This window comes from Lysinibacillus xylanilyticus (genome assembly GCF_001183605.1).
GTDB classification, from domain to species: domain Bacteria; phylum Bacillota; class Bacilli; order Bacillales_A; family Planococcaceae; genus Lysinibacillus; species Lysinibacillus xylanilyticus.
Map to the genome: position 1 here is coordinate 545,866 of NZ_LFXJ01000010.1, position 19,352 is coordinate 565,217.

Consider the following 19,352-nt stretch of genomic DNA (forward strand, 5'->3'; position numbering starts at 1 on the left):
TCAATGGAGTCAATCAAAAAAATTCTCGTAGCCAATCGAGGAGAAATTGCAATTCGTATTTTCCGTGCATGTACGGAGTTGAATATCCAAACAGTAGCCATTTATTCGCGGGAGGACAGTGGGGCTTTCCATCGCTTTAAAGCAGATGAGGCCTATTTAGTAGGAGCTGGCAAGAAACCAATTGATGCTTATTTAGATATTGAGGGCATTATTTCGATTGCCAAAGATGCTAATGTTGATGCGATTCATCCGGGTTATGGTTTTTTATCGGAAAACGTAGAATTTGCACGTCGATGTGAAGAAGAGGGGATTGTCTTCATTGGGCCGACTTCCAAGCATTTAGATATGTTTGGAGATAAGGTGAAGGCGCGTGAACAAGCAGTTGCTGCAGGCATTCCTGTTATTCCTGGTACAGATGGTCCAGTAGAAAATCTAGCAGAGGTAGAGGCTTTTGCTAGCGCGTATAATTATCCAATTATGATTAAGGCAGCGCTAGGCGGCGGTGGTCGTGGAATGCGCCTTGTTCATACAGAAAAGGAGCTAGCTTCCTCTTATGAACGTGCAAAATCAGAGGCGAAGGCAGCATTTGGCTCTGATGAGGTATATGTAGAAAAGGCTATTATTAAGCCAAAGCACATTGAAGTCCAAATTATTGGCGATCAACAGGGCAATATCATTCATTTATATGAACGTGATTGTTCGATTCAACGTCGTCATCAAAAGGTTGTTGAAATCGCACCCTCTAATTCAATTTCGGAAGATTTAAGAGGCCGAATTTGCGATGCGGCGGTTCAATTAATGAAAAATGTCTCATACATAAACGCGGGGACAGTAGAGTTTTTAGTTGCAGGCGAGGATTTTTATTTCATCGAGGTCAACCCTCGTATTCAAGTAGAGCATACAATTACTGAAATGATTACGGGTGTCGATATTGTGCACGCCCAAATTAAAGTGGCAGCAGGCCACGGTCTGCATAGTGCGGAAATCCATATTCCACAACAGGCGGATGTTCCAATGATCGGCTATGCGATTCAAGCACGTGTCACAACGGAAGACCCAGCTAATGACTTTATGCCAGATACAGGGAAGCTCATGGTGTATCGTTCAAGCGGTGGCTTCGGCGTTCGATTAGATGCTGGTAATGGCTTCCAAGGGGCTGTAGTAACACCGTACTATGATTCATTACTAGTGAAAATTTCAACGACAGGGATGACGTTTAAAGAAGCCGCAGCAAAAATGGACCGAAATTTAAAAGAGTTCCGTATTCGTGGGGTGAAAACGAATATCCCATTCTTAAATAATGTCGTGACGCACGAGAAATTTTTAACGGGTGAATTTGATACAAGCTTTATCGATACAATACCTGAACTATTTATTTTCCCTGAGCGCAAGGACCGTGGGACAAAGCTCTTAAGCTATATTGGCAATGTGACGCTAAATGGCTTCCCTGGAGTAGAGCAGAAGGCAAAACCAATTTTTGTACAGCCGAGTATCCCAAAAGTCGATAAATTAATCGTTCCTCCGGCGGGGACAAAGCAAATTTTAGATGCCCAAGGAGCAGATGGGCTTGTGAAATGGATTCTAGAGCAAGAAGACGTGCTATTAACGGATACAACTTTCCGAGATGCACACCAATCACTTCTTGCGACACGAGTACGTTCACAGGATATGTTCGAAATTGCAGATGCGACAGCGCGCATGATGCATGATTTCTTCTCACTCGAAATGTGGGGAGGCGCGACGTTTGATGTGGCGTATCGTTTCTTAAAAGAAGACCCATGGGAGCGCCTTGCCAAGCTGCGTGAACAAGTACCGAATGTGCTATTCCAAATGTTATTGCGTGGTGCGAATGCAGTCGGCTACACAAACTACCCAGATAATTTAATTCGTGAGTTTATCGCTGAATCAGCGGCATCAGGCATTGATGTTTTCCGCATTTTCGATAGCTTGAACTGGATTAAAGGTATGGAAGTAGCCATTGATGCTGCACGTCAATCAGGTAAAATTGCTGAAGCTGCGATCTGTTACACAGGAGATATTTTTGATGAAACAAGAGCAAAATATTCAGTTCAATACTACAAGGAAATGGCAAAGGAGCTAGAAGCAGCAGGTGCGCATATTTTAGCGATAAAAGATATGGCTGGATTATTGAAACCAGAAGCAGCATATCGTTTAATTTCCGAGTTGAAAGAGACGACAAGTCTACCAATCCATCTGCATACGCATGATACAAGTGGCAATGGTATTTATTTATATGCCAAGGCGATCGAGGCAGGAGTAGACATCATTGATACAGCGCTAGGTTCGATGGCAGGTTTAACGTCTCAGCCAAGTGCAAACTCATTGTATTATGCAATGAAGGGAAGTAAGCGTGAGGTTCGTGCCGATATCGATGCTCTTGAAAAGTTATCGTACTATTGGGAAGATGTACGTAAGTATTATAAGGATTTTGAAAGCGGCATGATTAGCCCACACTCTGAAATTTATGTCCACGAGATGCCGGGTGGCCAATACAGTAACTTGCAGCAACAGGCCAAAGCAGTGGGCCTTGGGGACAGATGGGAAGAAGTGAAGCACATGTATTCCCGCGTAAACCTTCTATTTGGTGATATTGTCAAAGTAACCCCATCATCGAAAGTCGTTGGGGATATGGCGTTATTTATGGTACAAAATGATTTAGATGAAAACTCTGTACTGACAAGAGGGAAAACTATCGACTTCCCAGATTCTGTGATTGAGTTCTTCCAGGGTTATTTAGGACAACCGCATGGTGGCTTCCCAGAGGAACTGCAAAAGGTTGTGCTAAAGGATCGCGAAGCAATTACGGTACGTCCCGGCGAGCTATTGGAGCCTGTGAATTTCGAGCAATTAGAGGCAGTACTAGAGGAAAAATTAAATCGTGCCGTGACGAAACAGGATGTGCTAGCGTTTGCATTGTATCCAAAAGTGTTTGAAGAGTATGGAAAAACAGTGAACTCCTTCGGCAATATTTCGGTATTAGATACGCCAACATTCCTGTACGGGTTAAAACTAGGCGAAGAAATCGAAGTTGAGATCGAAAAAGGAAAAACACTGATTATTAAACTTGTTTCCATTGGTGAACCACAGCACGATGGAACGCGTGTTATTTACTTTGAGCTAAACGGTCAATCCCGTGAATTAGTCATTCAAGATATGACTGTCGAAGTAGATGGTACCCTGGCATTAAAAGCGGATCCAAGCAATCCAAATCAAATTGGCGCAACGATGCCAGGTACGGTATTAAAGGTAGTCGTATCGAAAGGAAGCCCTGTAAAACGTGGGGATCACTTATTAATTACCGAAGCGATGAAAATGGAAACGACTGTCCAAGCACCGAAAGACGGTATCGTGAAAGAAGTATACGCAAGTGCGGGCGACGCCATTTCAACAGGTGATTTGTTAATTGAAATTGAATAATTGATAAAAAAGAAGGTTATTAGATGGCTTTTATAGCACACTAATAACCTTTTTTATTTTGCTATATTGGCTCTTTACTATAATGTAGGGTCACCCCAATCAACATATTTACATGGCATAGGTGTTAACAAATGTCATTCTTAAATTTTGAGAATGTACCTATTAATATTACTATTTTTTAATAATAAACTTGTCGATATTTTGACATATTAATTAGGTAGAAGCGTTTGGAAATAAAAAGATTCGCCATCGAAAAATATGGCGAATCTTTTTCTACTATTATTTGTTTTTTTCATTATAATTGCTACGTGCAACTAGCATTACCATATAGCAAAGTAGACCAAATAGAATTGAAATGAATAATGAATGAAGTAATGCGACTATTAAATTCAATTTAGTTAGGACTACTAACATACCAGCAATTACTTGTAAAATTACTATAGTAAAGGCAATAATCCAGCCGAAGTAAATAACACGTTGATTTTTATATTCTTTTACAGCGTGCCAAGTTATGTATGCAATCCAAATGAAAAAGGTAAGAACAGCTAGACGATGTCCCATTTGCACCCATTCATACATATTATTAAAAGCTGCGAATGGAGTTTCGTTATTGCAAAATGGCCAGTCAGGACATATTAAGCTAGAATCTGTATGGCGAACAAGCGCCCCTGTATAAACTACTAAATAAGAATAAATTGTGACAGCAATCGTATGCCAACGTAATTTTTTTCCAATAAAAACGTTATCGGCATCAAATTTCCGATCGACTTCAAATACAATCATAGAAAGAAGGAGAACAGAAGCAAAGGAAATAAGAGAAATCCCAAAGTGGAGCGCTAATATGAAATCACCTTGTCCCCACAACACTTGAGCCGCCCCAATAAGAGCTTGTGCGATTAAGAAAAACATCGCTAAGAAACCTAATAATTTTACTTCGCGAATATGACCGAGTTTACGCCATGTCCAAACTGTTAACGCAAGAATTGAAATAGATACGACCCCAGTTACAAGACGATGTGAAAATTCAATTAAGACTGCTGGTGTAATTTCTTTTGGAATAAGAGAACCATTGCAATCAGGCCAGTTTCGACCACAGCCTAAGCCACTATCTGTTTTGGTAACAAGTGCTCCACCTAGTAAAATAAGGAGCATTCCAACTGTAGCGGCAACAGCAAACCATTTCATATACCTGTTGTGTTGCATAAAATGAGTCACCTACTTTGTCTATGAACATTACATGAAAGTAATGTTTCTGCTACTAGATGATATCGAAAATACAGGTAAAAAACAACTTGTAAAGAGTAGGTAGTATTAGATGTTGATTCCATTTCACAAATTGTTCATAATTTCGTACTCTAACCTTCACAATTCATTTTAGAAAATGATTTACTATAGATATGTTGTTTTTAATTATTTTTCTAGACAAAGCTAATTTTTACAACTTCATCTAAATTTCACTTAATGTCTAGAAATCAATCGCAAATTTCGCTATAGTAATTGGTAGCGGAATATGCTTACAAAAATGAAAGGAGAAGGTATCATGTCAAACGGTCGTGCACTGACGGCTACTAGAAATAGTGGACCAGCATCAACATCTGTTGTAAAAGATTTCTTAGCACTAATAAAAATTGGAATCGTTAACTCGAATCTTGTCACTACGTTTACAGGGATGTGGCTGGCATTTCAATTTACTAGTAGACACTTCTTGCAAGAGCTCGATGTCATATTGTTCACCATGCTGGGTGCAGCATTAATTATAGGTGGCTCAGGCGCAATGAATAACTTTATTGATCAGGATATTGATCCAATCATGAAAAGAACGAAGGGTAGACCGACAGTAACGGGTAGATTTAAGCCGAATTTTGTATTGACCATTGCCCTCTCATTTTTAATTGTAGGTGAAATTTTGTTATTTGCGGCATCGTTTGCGGCCGGCATGTGGGGACTATTAGGGATATTTGCTTATGTTGTTCTGTACTCAATGTGGTCAAAGAGGAAGCATGTTAGTAACACGGTTGTAGGAAGTATTTCAGGGGCGATTCCACCAGTTATTGGGTTTGCAGCTGTTGAACCTGCATTAGGTCCTGGAGCACTTGCCTTATTCCTCATCATGTTTGCATGGCAACCACCGCATTTTTATGCACTTGCTATGAAGCGTACTGAGGAATATCGTGCAGCTAATATACCAATGCTACCTGTAGTAAAAGGATTTAAACGTACAAAGTACTCAATGTTATTCTGGATTCTTTTATTATTACCATTACCATTCCTTTTACCAGAGCTTGGGGTTGGCTTCTTAATTCTTGCCACTGCATTGAACTTGGGCTGGTTGATTCTAGCTTTTAAAGGCTTTACCACAAAAGATGATATGAAATGGGCAAATAAAATGTTTATCTATTCGTTGAATCATATGACCATACTATTTGTATCCATCATAATTTTTGCGTTGTTTAGCTAAATTTAGGAATTCTTTCTTTTCCTAAAGAATTCATATAGACAGAACTTATTTCCTAGGTACACATGAAAATACAACAAAGAAAGAGGGGTTTAATTAAGCTATGATGAAAGGGCTTAAAAAGTGGCGTCTTTTTTCACTACTAGCAGTGATGATGGTTTTCCTTTCTGGTTGTGGTGAAGATTATATTTCTACACTGAAACCATCTGGTCAAGTAGGTAAAGAACAATTCAATCTATTAATGCTAGCTACTGGGATTATGACGTTAGTTGTAGTAATAGTATCCGTTATCTATTTACTTGCATTCTTAAAATTCCGCCGTTCAAAAGTTGGCGAGAACGTTATTCCTAAGCAAGTAGAAGGAAGTCACACTCTTGAAATAATTTGGACAGTTATTCCAATTATTTTATTACTAATCTTAGCTGTACCAGTTGTTACTGCTACTTACAAATTTGCAGATGTTGCTGCGATGGACGAAGTAGATGAAAACGGTGACAAAACAGCACTTACAGTAAATGTAACTGCTAAATTATATTGGTGGGAGTTTGAATACCCTAACCAAGGTATTGTAACTGCACAAGAGTTAGTTGTACCAACAGGTCAAAAAGTTTACTTTAACTTAAAAGCTGCCGATGTTAAGCACTCATTCTGGATTCCTGCTATAGGCGGTAAAATGGATACGAACGTAGATAACTTAAACAAGTTCTATCTAGAATTCGATAAAGAATCAAAAGACCTTAAAGACGGCGTATTCTATGGTAAATGTGCTGAGTTATGTGGTCCTTCACATGCTTTAATGGACTTCAAAGTTAAAGCATTAAGCCCAGATGCATTCGATACATGGGTAGCTTCAATGAAAGCAACAGATGGAAAAATGCCTGACAAAACTTCAGCGGATCTTGGGGAAGCAACATTTGCTCAGAGCTGTATGGGTTGTCATGCTGTATCTGGTACAAGCGGTCCAGGTTCAAAAGGCCCTAACTTAACTGCATTTGGTGACCGTAACCGTGTTGCTGGTTTCTTAGAACATAATGAAGAAAACTTAAAAGCTTGGATTAAGGATCCTGGGCAATTCAAACCAGGTAACTTAATGATGAACGCAGAAGGTACTGCTCCAATTTATGGCGACTTAACTGACGAAGAAATTCAAGCTCTAGCAACTTATATCATGGGATTATCTGTTGAGAAATAATTTTAAGTTTTATGTAACAAACTTTGAGGGAGGTAAAAGTTGTGAGCTCATACACACAGAAAAAGGGCTTTGGAGCAACTGTCTGGGACTACATTACAACTGTTGACCATAAAAAGTTAGCAGTAATGTATTTATTAGCCGGTACATTGTTCTTCGCTATCGCTGGTTTTGAAGCGTTATTAATGCGTATTCAATTAATGAAACCAAATAACGATTTCATCTCAGCTGGTTTTTTCAATGAATTATTAACAATGCACGGAACAACAATGTTATTCCTAGCTGCGACTCCATTACTATTCGCATTTATGAACATGCTTGTACCATTACAAATTGGTGCGCGTGACGTAGCATTCCCGTTCCTTAACTCTTTAGGGTTCTGGTTATTCTTCCTAGGTGCATTATTCCTTCACCTATCATTCTTTATGGGTGGCGCACCTGATGCGGGCTGGACGTCTTATGCATCATTATCTTTATATTCCCCAGGACATGGTATTGATTTCTATGTTCTCGGTTTACAAATATCAGGGGCAGGTACATTAATATCAGGTCTTAACTTTATTGTTACGATTATTACAATGCGTGCTCCAGGTATGACATTCATGCGTATGCCATTATTCACTTGGACTGCACTTGTATCAAGTGCATTAATTTTATTCGCATTCCCTCCATTAACAATTGGTTTATTAATGATGTTATTTGACCGTATGTTCGGTGGTAACTTCTTTGACCATACAATGGGTGGTAACACAATTATTTGGGAACACTTATTCTGGATCTTCGGACACCCAGAGGTTTATATCTTAGTATTACCAGCGTTTGGTTTATTCTCTGAGATTATTCCAGCGTTCTCTCGTAAGCGTTTATTTGGATACTCTTCAATGGTATTCGCAACAATTTTAATCGGTTTCTTAGGGTTCATGGTTTGGGCTCACCACATGTTTACAGTTGGTCTTGGGCCAACAGCTAACGCAATCTTTGCTGTTGCAACAATGGCAATTGCCGTTCCAACAGGTATGAAAGTATTTAACTGGATCTTAACTATTTGGGGCGGATCTATTAAAGTTACAACACCAATGCTTTATGCACTTGGTTTCATCCCGTCATTCGTTGCGGGTGGTGTTACAGGGGTAATGCAAGCATCTGCACCTCTTGACTATCAATTACACGATTCTTACTTTATCGTTGCTCACTTCCACTATGTAATCGTTGGTGGTATCGTAACAGCGTTATTTGGTTCAGCGCACTTCTACTGGCCAATTTTCTTCAACCGTATGTTAAACGAAACACTTGGTAAAATTACTTTCTGGGTATTCTTTATTGGATTCCATTTAACGTTCTTCGTTCAACACTTCTTAGGTTTAATGGGTATGCCACGTCGCGTATTCACTTACATGGAAGGTCAAGGTTGGGATCAGTTCAACTATATCTCTACAATCGGTGCATTAATGATGGGTGTAGGGGTTATCTTAATGGTAATCAACTGCTTAATGTCAATCAAAGGCAAACCAGCAGGTCGCGATCCATGGGGCGATGGACGTACATTAGAATGGTCAATTCCACAACCAATCCCATTCTATAACTTCCGTCAAACACCACTTGTTCGTGGTTTAGATCCTTGGTGGATTGAAAAACAAGAAGGTAATAAAGAAATTACATTTGCTGAGCCAGTCGGTGATATTCATATGCCAAATAACTCAGCTATCCCATTTGTTATTTCTATAGGTATGTTTATCGCGGCATTCGGTGCTCTTTATAATCCAGATGCAGATAAACCTTGGTCAATTTATGTTTTAATTGCAGGTCTTGCAATTACATTTGGTGCTATGATTTTCCGTTCTGTTAAGGACGATCACGGCTTCCACTTACACAAAGAAGAAATTCTTGAAATTGAAGAACATCTTTACGGCAAAGGAGGAAATAAATAATGGATTTCAATACTAAATTTACTCCTCATACTTGGCCAGATCATCCTGAACAGGCTACGATGGAAGGGAAAAATAAAGTTGTTGGTTTCTGGATTTTCCTTGCCTGTGAAGTTGTACTTTTCGCAAGTTTATTCGCTACTTACCTAGCGCTTAAGAACAAAGGGCCTGCTGGCATGGAGTTCACAACACAAAGTTTATTTGAATTACCTTTAGCTTTCGCAATGACGATGTTATTATTAACATCTTCACTAACATCTGTTTATGCAATTTACCATATGCGTAACTTTAATTTTAAAGCTATGCAAACTTGGTTGGGTATAACAGTACTTTTAGGTCTTGGATTCTTAGGTCTGGAAATTTATGAATTCAATCATTATGTAGGTCTTGGCTTTACATTTAACCAATCTGCATTCTCAACTTCGTTTTATTCATTAGTTGGTACACATGGTTTCCACGTAACATTAGGTCTTGTGTGGATTACTACGTTAATGCTTCGTAATGCTAAACGTGGTCTTAACTTATACAATGCACCTAAATTCTTCGTGGCTGCTTTATACTGGCACTTTATCGACGTAGTTTGGGTATTCATCTTTACAGTAGTATACTTGATGGGAGTGATCGGATAATATGTCATCACACGATACATCTATAGTTGCTAAGTCTCAGGCGCAATACGAGTATGATCGTCACCATAATGCCGTTCATATGCGTAAACAAGTAATTAACTTTGCGATTATGATTTTCTTTACGTTTATCGCATTCGCAGTAGTTGCAGCAGATTTTTCTAAATACTTAATTTTACCGCTCATCTTATTGCTTGCTGGCGTACAAGTTGTTCTTCAACTTTACTCTTTCATGCACTTAGAAGACAAAAAAACACACTTCGGTGGTGTAATTGGTTTCTTCATGTGGATGGGTATACTAATCGCATTTACATTCTTCTTAGCATTTTTAACAATTATTTGGTGGTAATCACCAAAAAAGCACGTTCTCTACCTAGCGTAGGAACGTGCTTTTCTTTTTGGGTTCAATTCACGGATATAGTGATGAGCAGGTAAGAACCAAGGCATCACATTATGGTTCTTGAGCAAAATGAGTGGTTGATTTCCGTTCCGACTGGGCGCTTTCCTGGGGGCGTCCGATGAGCCGCTTCGCTTCGCTGCAGGGTCTCGGGCCAACACGATGTTGGTCACGAAGGCGTTATCACAGGATGTGATGATTTTAGCCTTCGTTCCTCTTTTCGCTGATCCCCGAGGAGTCGCCCAGTCTCCACTCCAATCAACTAATTCACATAGCATGTATTCTTTGACATGTCGGTTTAATTTAAGTGATAAAACGCAACTTTAGCAAAAGGGTTTTATCTGTGCGAAAGCAGCAACAGTAACAAATGTTTTCTGCGCGAAAACAAAGTGTCAGCGGCAACAATGTCAATTACCTCTCTGTTATAAATATATTCTGTTTCAATTATAGTGCGTTGTCATAGCGTCCACTTTTAAAATGATAAAATTAATAAAAATTCTACGCTACTGTTGATTGGAGTGGAAGGCTACTCGACTCCCGTGGGAAAGCGAGACAGGCGAGACCCTGCACGGAGCGGATGTTTTCTGTGCGAAAGCGTAGTGCTAACGTAGCGGCAGCAACAACAGCGGAGGAAGCGGCTCGACGCTCGCCCACAGGAAAGCGAGTAGCCTGGAACGGAAATCACCTCTACGTTATGATGATGAGCTAGCAAGAAATAATATAATTCATGTTGGGTTTATATACTTTGAATATTTTTTCTATAGATACGATAATCCTGTAAGAAAGGTAAACTATAGATAGTAATTTGTTCACCTTTCGTTCATTGCAGAATAAGTATAAGCGTTCTATAATAGGAGTACTGAAGTTAAAGGAGTGCGTTCTGTATGCCACTTAGTATATTTGGTTTCCAAGCTTTATGGAGCCCATACTTAATAGGGGTTCTTGTTTTCATAACAGTCATCTATTTTCTAGTCACAACAAAGTGGCGCAAGGATTTTAAAGTAAGTGAGCCTTTGAAAAAAGAAGAGGCTATTTATTTTGTACTGGCAATGGTAACGATTTATATTATTAAAGGATCACCAATAGATTTAATGGCGCACATTATGTTTACGATGCATATGGTGCAAATGGCTATTTTATTGTTACTTGTACCGATTTTCTTAATTAAGGGGATTCCTTGGTGGTTATGGAAAGTTGCGATTGAAGCACCAGTTGTTAAATCTTTATTTAAAGTACTTACACTCCCTGTCGTTGCGGTATTTGTGTTTATTGGTTTATTTTCTTTCTACCATTTACCTGCAGTACTAGACTACATTAAATTAAACGAAACTTTACATGGTACATATACATTTGTATTATTTGTTTCAGCAGTTTTAATGTACTGGCCTTTGATACAAAAGATGCCTAATAGTTCGCAAATGAAACCTTTGCATAAGCTAGCCTATATCATTGCTAATGCGGTATTAATTACACCTGCGTGTGCATTAATTATATTTGCACCAAATGCAATGTATGAAACATATACAAATGGTGAAGCGTGGCTAAAAGCAATGGAACTTTGTGTACCGGTTTCCACACTATCTAGTTTATCTCTATCAGGACCAGAGCTCTTTACAAATATGACACCTGTTGCCGATCAGCAACTAGGCGGTGTTTTAATGAAGATTTTACAAGAGCTTATTTTTGGTGTATTACTTGGATCAATCTTTATTAATTGGTATCGTTCAGAACAAAAGGATCCTGATAAAATTACTGCTGATGCGTTAAAAGAACATCAAAAGAAATGGGAAAGTCAACAACAACATCAGTTATAAAAAGAAATTTTAATTTGTATAAGGGGTTTTGTAAATGGAATTGCAAATTTTGCCTACTATAAGTACATCATTCATCGTTATTAGTGCAGTACTTGTAGCTATTGGTTGGGGCTTAATTATAAAAAGAAAAGTTGAGGCACATAAAAAAGTAATGCTTGCAGCAGGAGTTGCAGCACTTATCTTCTTTATTATATACGCTTCACGTACAGTCTTTATTGGTAACACAGCGTTTGGTGGAGGAGAAGATTTAAAGCCTTATTACACTTTCTTCTTAATTTTCCACATTACTCTCGCAACAACTGGAGCAGTATTTGGAATTGTTAGTATTATTTCTGGTTTGAAAACTAATCTAAAGCTTCACCGTCGTATTGGACCGATTACAAGTATTATCTGGTTCTTCGTAGCTATTACCGGAGTTTTAGTATACATTTTACTGTATATAATGTTTGAACCAGGTGAAACAACATCTGTCATTAAAGCAATTTTAGGATTTTAACTATTTTTAGTGGGTGGACAAACATCCGCAGGCCTAAATACAAGCCGATTCCGGACGCAATTATGCCGAGTCATAATTGATAAAAAAAAATCTCCCTCCTTATTTTTGAGAAGGTGGGAGATTTTTTATGGATGTTTGTTTAAATAGGGAAACGAAAACAACAACGAGTAAAGGACCAATTAAAATACCGGGAAATCCAAACATTTCAAAACCGATAAACATTGCAATAAAAGTTGTTAGTGAGGAGAGTCCAACTTTATTTCCAATAACTCTGGGCTCAATCATACGTCGAACTAAAAATTGTATGATTGTAAGTGCGACTAGCGCAACAGCATAGATATAATCACCTGTAAAGGCTTTGTATATAGCCCAAGGAAGAAGTAAAATAAATGAATCTAAAAAAGGAACGAAATCTAAAATGACTAGTAAAAGTGCTAAAATAAGTGGGAATGGTGTTTTAAGAAAATAAAAGGTTCCAAAAGCTACAACAAAAATGCAAATACCCACTAAAAATTGTGCTTTTACAAAACCAAATAAAGCAAGTTTTACTCGCTCTCCAATAAATAGTATTTTTTGATGATAATGAAACGAAATAGGTGCAAATATTTTACGGTTAATACTCGGTAATTCTAAAAGAAACATATATAATACAATCCAATAAACAAAAATATCAAACAAACGAGAAGTTATATACGTAAGTGAAGATGACCAAACATTCAAATTTGTTAAAGAAAGAGCATATTTCTCGATTGAAGATAGAGCCCGTGCTATCATAAGTTGAATTTGTATAACAAGATCTAAGGGTAAATGATAAGTAAAGTTGGAAAGCTTGGATTGTATTTGAATCCATAGTGCTGATAGCTGATTAAGGTACTCTGGAATATGAACGATAAATGTTGAAAATTGTTTCCAGCTTATAAATATAATGAGAATACATAATAGTAATGTCATGCTTGAGAAGAGCAAGAAAAAAATAGATGCGACTATTTTGCGTTTTTTTCGGAACCGTTTACTAATTCGTATGATGACAGGTTCCAATAATAATGCAGTTACGTAGGCAAGCAGTATGGGTAATGACAGGGATATAAACCAGAGAATTGCAATTCCGATAGCTATAACGATGATCGGATGGCGAAAAAAGGGGTGTTTGAAAAATTGTAACATTTATCTCACCTACATCATGTAAAAGATATAGTTAGTATGAGAAGAAATAAGATTTTTACTCAAAATAAAAAAGACTGGACTACCAGTCTTTTCAGATTTAGCTATTGCACTGCATGCTGTTGCCAATTTGCTGTTAACCTTAATAAAAAATAAAATAATTTCGATGTTTAATCGACATGTATGCAAAGTGAAATAACTATCTAAAATTATGCATGAATTTTAAAAGCTTCTAGGTCTAATTTAACCTTTTTTAAGATTTCTTCACATTTTTTTACAAGATGAGCTGGATAAACTTCATCATCACCATACTCAACGCCGTGTGGATAGTAGTACTTACCAAGTACTGGTTTCATTAGTGTTAAGATCGCATCGTGTGCACCAACATCACCAGATTTAGCATATGAGAATACACGTAGGTAATAACGACCTTCACGAGTATCGAAACGCTTATCAAATGTCATACGCTCGTAATCCCAGCCGCCATCACATTCTAAGCCATTTTTTTTCATGACGCTTACAATAAGTTCTTGATCAGCTGTTAAATTTTCAAGGTTAGTATTTTCGAAATACATCTATAATCCTCCTTTAGGTTCTCGTACAAAGTATACGCTCATTTTTATAATAGAGCATATTCGACATTGTTGCAATGACAACATTGTGTCAACCCAATTACAATTGATATAATAAATAGAATAATGTGATAAGAAGGAGTCATCTATGAAAGCTTTATTTCGCATTTTTATGGTATGTGGTGCAATTGCGTTAATTGGCTTTATGTTTTTTAATACACCGCGTGAAAACGAGCCACTAAAAGGCCCGAATGCTAATTCAAATATTATTCCCAAAAACGAATTAAAGCAGCCTGAAATGGGAGCAACGACACGTCCAAAAGACGGGATGTCGACATTAATCGGTCAAGAAGCTAAGGTAGTTTTGGAGAAATATGGTGAACCGGTACGTAAGGAACCTTCCTCTTTTGGATATGAATGGTGGATTTATAATTCCGATTCTTCCAAGTTTTTCATGGTAGGTGTTGACAATAATATTGTGACGCAAGTTTACATTGCTGGTGAAGATTTAGATGCTTCTCCTTTTAAGGTTGGTCAGAAGCGCGATGATATATACCGAATGACAATTATTGATTATGAAGTAACTGCGAATGTCGGTAAAAATATTTTCGTTTTCTCGATGAGTGAGGAAGATATGCAGACACGACTGCTTGTAAAATTTGATGGGCTTTTTGCACAACTTTATATAGATAGAGAAACGGGTGAGCTACAAGGAATACGCTTTACTAATAGTAAAACCCTTGTTCTCCATCAACCGTATGAAATGACATATCAAGGTGAGCTAGTTATACCAACACCACCATCTTCCTTTTTACAGCAGGAAATTAATGCAGCAAGTGCTGAACAGCTTGACGATTTAATAAATGTAACAAGAGTTCAACATGATTTAACTCCATTAAAGATTGATGAATCATTAGAGAAAGTTGCAAAAGTGCACAGTGAAGATATGAAGGTTCATAACTTCCTTGCTCATGAATCACCAACAAATGGAGATTTAAAAAAGAGATTAGAAACACAGGGAATCGAATATAGTGAGGCGAATGAAAATCTTGCGACCGATTATTTTGATGCGATCGAAGCAATGCATGGCTGGCTTAATTCACCTGAGCATCGAAATGTCATTTTAAATGAAAAATATACGACAGTGGGATCTGGAGTATTTTTAAACTATTATACGCAAATATTTTTAGAAGCTTCTTCTCAGGAGCTGGATAGTGAGAATAAAGACTCTGAGGAGCCAGTAGAAAATATTGATGAATCATCACAATAAATAGAAATTTAAGACTGAAGATATACTTGGCGAAATCAAGTGTATCTTCAGTCTTTTTCATTTTTAACTTCCAAGTGTTTTGGTAGCGACAGCTACAATTATGCCGAGGTAAAGGCATAATTGATACGACAAAGATAAGCATAATAACCGCCTACATTTTTCGTCACACCGTTACATACGCCGTCATATGATAGAGAACCGAAAGGGGGAATGAAGCTTGCAATTAGCTGAGCTATTAAAAGACTGGCCATGTAGCGTAACCGGGGGATCTATTCGCACAACGATTACAGGCGTCGAGGATTATGCTCAGGCAATTAAACCTGGGGATATTTTTATTGTACGTAAGGGTAAGAAAACATCGGGAAGTCGTTTTGTAAAAGAAGCATTAGCTCGGGGTGCTGTCGCTGTAGTATCGGAGGAAAGTATTTCAATGCCTATTACCGATCAAAGTATTCCTTTTGTTTGGGTTCCGAATACATCTCTATTTTTATCGTATGCGAGTGCAAAGCTTTCAGCATTTCCCGCAGAAGCATTAACAGTCATTGCGATTACAGGTACAAATGGTAAAACAACAGTGAGTCATTTTGTGAGCCAATTATTAAGAGCCCTACATAAAAATGTTGCAGTTATTGGAACTGTAGGATTTTTCATCAACGAGCAGAAACAACAAACAGTGTATGAGCAATTAACTACATTACAGGCAAAAGAGTTACATCCGATTTTAAAGCAATGTGTACGAAATGGTGTTACACATGTTGTTTTAGAAGCTTCATCAATGGGATTACAGCAAAATAGACTTGATCATTGTGATATCGATTGTGGCGTTTTTTTAAATTTATCGGAGGACCATTTAGAAGATCACGGAGGACTTGAGGCATATAAGCGTGCGAAAAAAAGATTAGCAGATTTATCGAAAAAACTAGTGCTAAATGGAGATGATAATTTTTGCCGTTCTGTTGGTATATATGATAAGAAAAAATCCTGCTCATTTGGCTTTGATAATCATAATGATTTACATATCCAAATTGTCAGTGAATCATTGGGGAAAACAGTAATTTGTTTACAAACGTCATCGAGTGAGCATATTATGGAAATCCCTTTTGTTGGTAAATATCATGTGCAAAATGCTGTAGCTGCATTGATGACTTTATGGCGCTTAGGTTTCTCAATTGAAGAGATAGCAGAGCATATGTGGTTGTTAAAGCTACCAGAAGGAAGACTTGAGAAAATAGACAATCCATTTGGTATTGATGTGTACGTAGATTACGCACATACTGCAGAGGCATTACAGGCTGTTCTGCAAACCTTGGATCGCTCGAAAAACCTTTACCTTGTATTTAGCTGTGGAGGAAATCGAGATAAGGCGAAACGTTTTGCAATGGGAGCAGTAGCTAGTAAGTATGCGAATGTTATTTTTTTAACAACTGATAATCCTCGTGATGAAGATCCGATTTTAATTAATGAAAGTATTATTGCTGGTTTTACTGAGCAGCAATATTATGAAATCTATCTAGATCGGAAAGTTGCAATTCATCAAGCATTAGCGAAGGCGGAAAAAGGTGATATTGTACTTGTTGCCGGAAAAGGGCATGAACAGACCCAACAAATAAAAAATCAAAAACTCCCTTTTTCCGATCAACAATGTATTCGAGATTACTTTTTAAATCTTATGTCTAAGGACGGCGTTGAATGACAAAGAAAGAACCAGTTGCAATAGCAAGTTTTCGTCCAGTCTCATCCTCGATATCACATTCCATCACAAGTGTCTGACGCCCTTTATGCACGAAACGTCCACGAGCAATTAGTTCTTTGTTGGTTGTTGTAGCAATATAAGAAATATTCATATTTGTTGTGACAACATTAGAGCCTTCTGGTACTGAACGCGAAGCAAGTCCTCCCATTGCTGCATCCGCAATTGTTGCAATAATTCCACCGTGTGGTACCTTAATGGTATTATGGATAACTGGTGTAATGGGGATACGAACTTCACTAACTTCAGGCTCAAATTTGCCAACCATGTGTAAGGCAGCATTAATATAACGCCGATGTATACCTTGTTGTTTATCGCGAAGGCCAGACAATAAATGTAGTAAAACTTCCTCATCTTCAACTGTACTATGTTGTAAAATCTCTGCAAGTAATTGTTCTATTTCTTCTTTAGACGATGGTACCAATTAAAAAACTCCTTCATTTAAAAATATCAATAATGTAAAATTACCATAAAATCTGTTATGATGGGAAAGAGATTGGGGGAATTAAAAATGATGATGACCTCTGACTGGGCAATCATTTTAGATGAGGCCGATGAGCTTTGTGAGATGATTGTTTCCTCTGAGCCTGCGAAAATGCTACAGCAAGCATATGATGCTGTATATAGCGATGTTCAAATAGTCGAAGCTATTTTTGCATTTAATCGCATGAAAGAGCAGTACGAAGATGTACAACGATTCGGAAAATATCATCCGGACTATCATACAATAATGAAATCGATTCGTCAGCAAAAGCGCGCACTCGATTTAAATGAAAAGGTTTCAGCTTTAAGAATTGCTGAGAACGATTTTCAAGATTTACTTGATCAAATAAGCTTACTTATAGGGAAAACTGTTTCAGAAGCGGTAAAAGTTCCTGTAAGTAATCCATTCTTTGCATCAGGTTCTTCATGTGGTGGAGGATGTGGCTCAGGCGGTTCTTGCTCTTGCTCTGCATAAACAAGGTAATACTTTTTTTAGACTGTATGCAAACTCGGATGAGTTTCTATACAGTCTTTTTTTACTGTACTAACGACAGTAATAAACCTCAGGGTGTAATTACTAAGGAAAAATTGTATAGTAATTGCATAGGCGTTATAGAAATTAAAGGAGGATTAACAAATGAAGACGTATAGAATTGCTGTTATACCAGGAGATGGGATTGGTAAAGAGGTTGTACCAGCGGCGATAGAAGTTCTTAATAAAGCCGCTCAATTAGATGGCAGCTTTGAATTTGAATGGACAGAATTCCCGTGGGGTTGTGATTATTATTTAGAGACAGGTAAAATGATGCCTGATAATGGTATTGAAATTTTAAAAGGTTACGATCAAATCTTTTTAGGTGCTGTAGGCATGCCAGATTTAGTACCAGATCACATTTCATTATGGGGACTACTTATTAAAATCCGCCGTGAGATGAAGCAATCTATTAATGTGCGTCCAGCAAAGTTACTTCAAGGTTTGCCTTCACCTTTACGTAACCCAAATGGCTTTGATTTTGTAGTTGTACGTGAAAACTCAGAGGGAGAGTATGCTGAGAGTGGTGGCAGAATACATAGTGGGCAGGATGAGGTTGCTATCCAAAATGCTATTTTTACAAGGAAGGGAACAGAACGTGCAATGCGATATGCATTTGAAATGGCGAAAACTCGACGCCAGCATGTTACAAGTGCCACAAAATCTAATGGAATAACGTACAGTATGCCTTTTTGGGATGAAATATTTGCTGAAGTTGGTAAAGATTACAAGAACATAGAACAAATATCTAATCATATTGATGCTTTAGCTGCCTTTTTAGTGATGAAGCCAGAAAACTTTGATGTCATTGTTGCGTCAAATTTATTTGGGGATATTTTAACCGACTTAGGTGGTGCAATTATGGGGAGTATCGGAATTGCCCCAGCTGCAAATTTAAATATAGAACGACAATACCCATCAATGTTTGAACCAGTTCATGGCTCTGCTCCTGATATTGCAGGACAAGGGATAGCAAATCCACTTGGACAAATTTGGACAGGTAAAATGATGCTTGATTTCTTAGGCTATCATGAGCTTGGTACAAAAGTGCTAAATGCGATAGAAGCAACATTAGCAGAAGGTATTAAAACAGGCGATTTGGGAGGAAAAGCGACATTACGTGATGTAACAGATGCGTTATTACGTCATTTACAATAATGTGAAATAGTAACTTCTCTCTATGGAAGTCTCCCGCCTCTATAGGTGGTGATGTGAATGCGGTTAAGCGTCTAAACATCCGCTGA

The 19,352-nt window shown here is 37.9% G+C and carries 16 protein-coding genes; 12 read left to right on the plus strand and 4 right to left on the minus strand.

Annotated elements, in window-relative coordinates:
- Positions 1–3 precede the first annotated feature (3 nt).
- Complete coding sequence (gene pyc / locus ACZ11_RS20080) at positions 4–3,438, plus strand: pyruvate carboxylase (protein ID WP_049668304.1); 3,435 nt, start codon at positions 4–6, stop codon at positions 3,436–3,438.
- Between the two features lie 279 nt (positions 3,439–3,717).
- On the opposite strand, the gene ACZ11_RS20085 is transcribed toward pyc, so the two are convergent.
- On the minus strand, positions 3,718–4,641 hold the full coding sequence (locus ACZ11_RS20085; protein WP_049668305.1) for a COX15/CtaA family protein: 924 nt from the start codon (positions 4,639–4,641) through the stop codon (positions 3,718–3,720).
- A gap of 337 nt (positions 4,642–4,978) precedes the next feature.
- Between ACZ11_RS20085 and cyoE the strand changes: the two genes are divergently transcribed.
- The 7 genes from cyoE (at position 4,979) to ACZ11_RS20120 (ending at position 12,340) form a co-directional block, all read left to right on the plus strand.
- On the plus strand, positions 4,979–5,896 hold the full coding sequence (cyoE, locus tag ACZ11_RS20090; protein ID WP_049668306.1) for a heme o synthase: 918 nt from the start codon (positions 4,979–4,981) through the stop codon (positions 5,894–5,896).
- 100 nt (positions 5,897–5,996) lie between these two features.
- Positions 5,997–7,085, plus strand: a complete 1,089-nt coding sequence (coxB, locus tag ACZ11_RS20095) for a cytochrome c oxidase subunit II (protein WP_049668307.1) — start codon at positions 5,997–5,999, stop codon at positions 7,083–7,085.
- Between the two features lie 41 nt (positions 7,086–7,126).
- Positions 7,127–9,010, plus strand: a complete 1,884-nt coding sequence (ctaD, locus tag ACZ11_RS20100) for a cytochrome c oxidase subunit I (RefSeq protein WP_049668308.1) — start codon at positions 7,127–7,129, stop codon at positions 9,008–9,010.
- Positions 9,010–9,636: a cytochrome c oxidase subunit 3 gene (locus ACZ11_RS20105; RefSeq protein ID WP_049668309.1), complete on the plus strand. Its 627-nt coding sequence runs from the start codon at positions 9,010–9,012 to the stop codon at positions 9,634–9,636. The genes ctaD and ACZ11_RS20105 overlap by 1 nt, the downstream gene beginning before the upstream one ends.
- 1 nt (position 9,637) lies before the next feature.
- Positions 9,638–9,982: a cytochrome C oxidase subunit IV family protein gene (locus ACZ11_RS20110; protein ID WP_049668310.1), complete on the plus strand. Its 345-nt coding sequence runs from the start codon at positions 9,638–9,640 to the stop codon at positions 9,980–9,982.
- 932 nt (positions 9,983–10,914) lie between these two features.
- Positions 10,915–11,844, plus strand: coding sequence for a cytochrome c oxidase assembly factor CtaG (gene ctaG, locus ACZ11_RS20115; protein WP_049668311.1), 930 nt, complete (start codon positions 10,915–10,917; stop codon positions 11,842–11,844).
- Positions 11,845–11,878: 34 nt separating this feature from the next.
- The gene (locus ACZ11_RS20120; RefSeq protein ID WP_049668312.1) at positions 11,879–12,340 is read left to right on the plus strand and encodes a DUF420 domain-containing protein; all 462 of its coding nucleotides are present in this window, start codon (positions 11,879–11,881) and stop codon (positions 12,338–12,340) included.
- Positions 12,341–12,439: 99 nt separating this feature from the next.
- Here ACZ11_RS20120 and ytvI read toward each other — a convergent pair whose 3' ends face one another.
- Entirely contained in the window at positions 12,440–13,504 is a 1,065-nt protein-coding gene (gene ytvI, locus ACZ11_RS20125; RefSeq protein ID WP_082172852.1) for a sporulation integral membrane protein YtvI, read from the minus strand.
- Between the two features lie 206 nt (positions 13,505–13,710).
- On the minus strand, positions 13,711–14,076 hold the full coding sequence (locus ACZ11_RS20130; RefSeq protein ID WP_049668313.1) for a YugN family protein: 366 nt from the start codon (positions 14,074–14,076) through the stop codon (positions 13,711–13,713).
- Between the two features lie 145 nt (positions 14,077–14,221).
- On the opposite strand from ACZ11_RS20130, the gene ACZ11_RS20135 reads away from it, so the two are divergent.
- Together ACZ11_RS20135 and ACZ11_RS20140 are read left to right on the plus strand one after the other, a co-directional pair.
- Entirely contained in the window at positions 14,222–15,343 is a 1,122-nt protein-coding gene (locus ACZ11_RS20135) for a CAP domain-containing protein (RefSeq protein ID WP_049668314.1), read from the plus strand.
- Positions 15,344–15,560: 217 nt separating this feature from the next.
- Complete coding sequence (locus tag ACZ11_RS20140) at positions 15,561–17,036, plus strand: UDP-N-acetylmuramoyl-L-alanyl-D-glutamate--2,6-diaminopimelate ligase (protein ID WP_049668315.1); 1,476 nt, start codon at positions 15,561–15,563, stop codon at positions 17,034–17,036.
- On the opposite strand, the gene ACZ11_RS20145 is transcribed toward ACZ11_RS20140, so the two are convergent.
- The gene (locus ACZ11_RS20145; RefSeq protein ID WP_049668316.1) at positions 17,017–17,517 is read right to left on the minus strand and encodes a PaaI family thioesterase; all 501 of its coding nucleotides are present in this window, start codon (positions 17,515–17,517) and stop codon (positions 17,017–17,019) included. The two genes, ACZ11_RS20140 and ACZ11_RS20145, sit on opposite strands and share 20 nt — an antisense overlap.
- Positions 17,518–17,604: 87 nt before the next feature.
- Here ACZ11_RS20145 and ACZ11_RS20150 point away from each other — a divergent pair, with 87 nt between their 5' ends.
- Together ACZ11_RS20150 and ACZ11_RS20155 are read left to right on the plus strand one after the other, a co-directional pair.
- Complete coding sequence (locus ACZ11_RS20150; protein ID WP_049668317.1) at positions 17,605–18,051, plus strand: YlbF family regulator; 447 nt, start codon at positions 17,605–17,607, stop codon at positions 18,049–18,051.
- 162 nt (positions 18,052–18,213) lie between these two features.
- Positions 18,214–19,266 (plus strand): tartrate dehydrogenase, encoded by a 1,053-nt coding sequence (locus tag ACZ11_RS20155; RefSeq protein WP_049668318.1) that lies wholly within the window; start codon positions 18,214–18,216, stop codon positions 19,264–19,266.
- Positions 19,267–19,352 lie beyond the last annotated feature (86 nt).

Excerpts from the sequence above, each read along its gene's own strand:
- pyc (WP_049668304.1), top strand. The coding sequence starts at position 4 with ATGGAGTCAATCAAAAAAATTCTCGTAGCCAATCGAGGAGAAATTGCA.
- cyoE (WP_049668306.1), top strand. The coding sequence starts at position 4,979 with ATGTCAAACGGTCGTGCACTGACGGCTACTAGAAATAGTGGACCAGCA.
- ACZ11_RS20155 (WP_049668318.1), top strand. The coding sequence starts at position 18,214 with ATGAAGACGTATAGAATTGCTGTTATACCAGGAGATGGGATTGGTAAA.
- ACZ11_RS20120 (WP_049668312.1), top strand. The coding sequence starts at position 11,879 with ATGGAATTGCAAATTTTGCCTACTATAAGTACATCATTCATCGTTATT.
- ACZ11_RS20085 (WP_049668305.1), bottom strand. The coding sequence starts at position 4,641 with ATGCAACACAACAGGTATATGAAATGGTTTGCTGTTGCCGCTACAGTT.
- ACZ11_RS20130 (WP_049668313.1), bottom strand. The coding sequence starts at position 14,076 with ATGTATTTCGAAAATACTAACCTTGAAAATTTAACAGCTGATCAAGAA.
- ctaG (WP_049668311.1), top strand. The coding sequence starts at position 10,915 with ATGCCACTTAGTATATTTGGTTTCCAAGCTTTATGGAGCCCATACTTA.
- ACZ11_RS20150 (WP_049668317.1), top strand. The coding sequence starts at position 17,605 with ATGATGATGACCTCTGACTGGGCAATCATTTTAGATGAGGCCGATGAG.
- coxB (WP_049668307.1), top strand. The coding sequence starts at position 5,997 with ATGATGAAAGGGCTTAAAAAGTGGCGTCTTTTTTCACTACTAGCAGTG.
- ACZ11_RS20110 (WP_049668310.1), top strand. The coding sequence starts at position 9,638 with ATGTCATCACACGATACATCTATAGTTGCTAAGTCTCAGGCGCAATAC.
- ACZ11_RS20135 (WP_049668314.1), top strand. The coding sequence starts at position 14,222 with ATGAAAGCTTTATTTCGCATTTTTATGGTATGTGGTGCAATTGCGTTA.
- ACZ11_RS20105 (WP_049668309.1), top strand. The coding sequence starts at position 9,010 with ATGGATTTCAATACTAAATTTACTCCTCATACTTGGCCAGATCATCCT.
- ytvI (WP_082172852.1), bottom strand. The coding sequence starts at position 13,504 with ATGTTACAATTTTTCAAACACCCCTTTTTTCGCCATCCGATCATCGTT.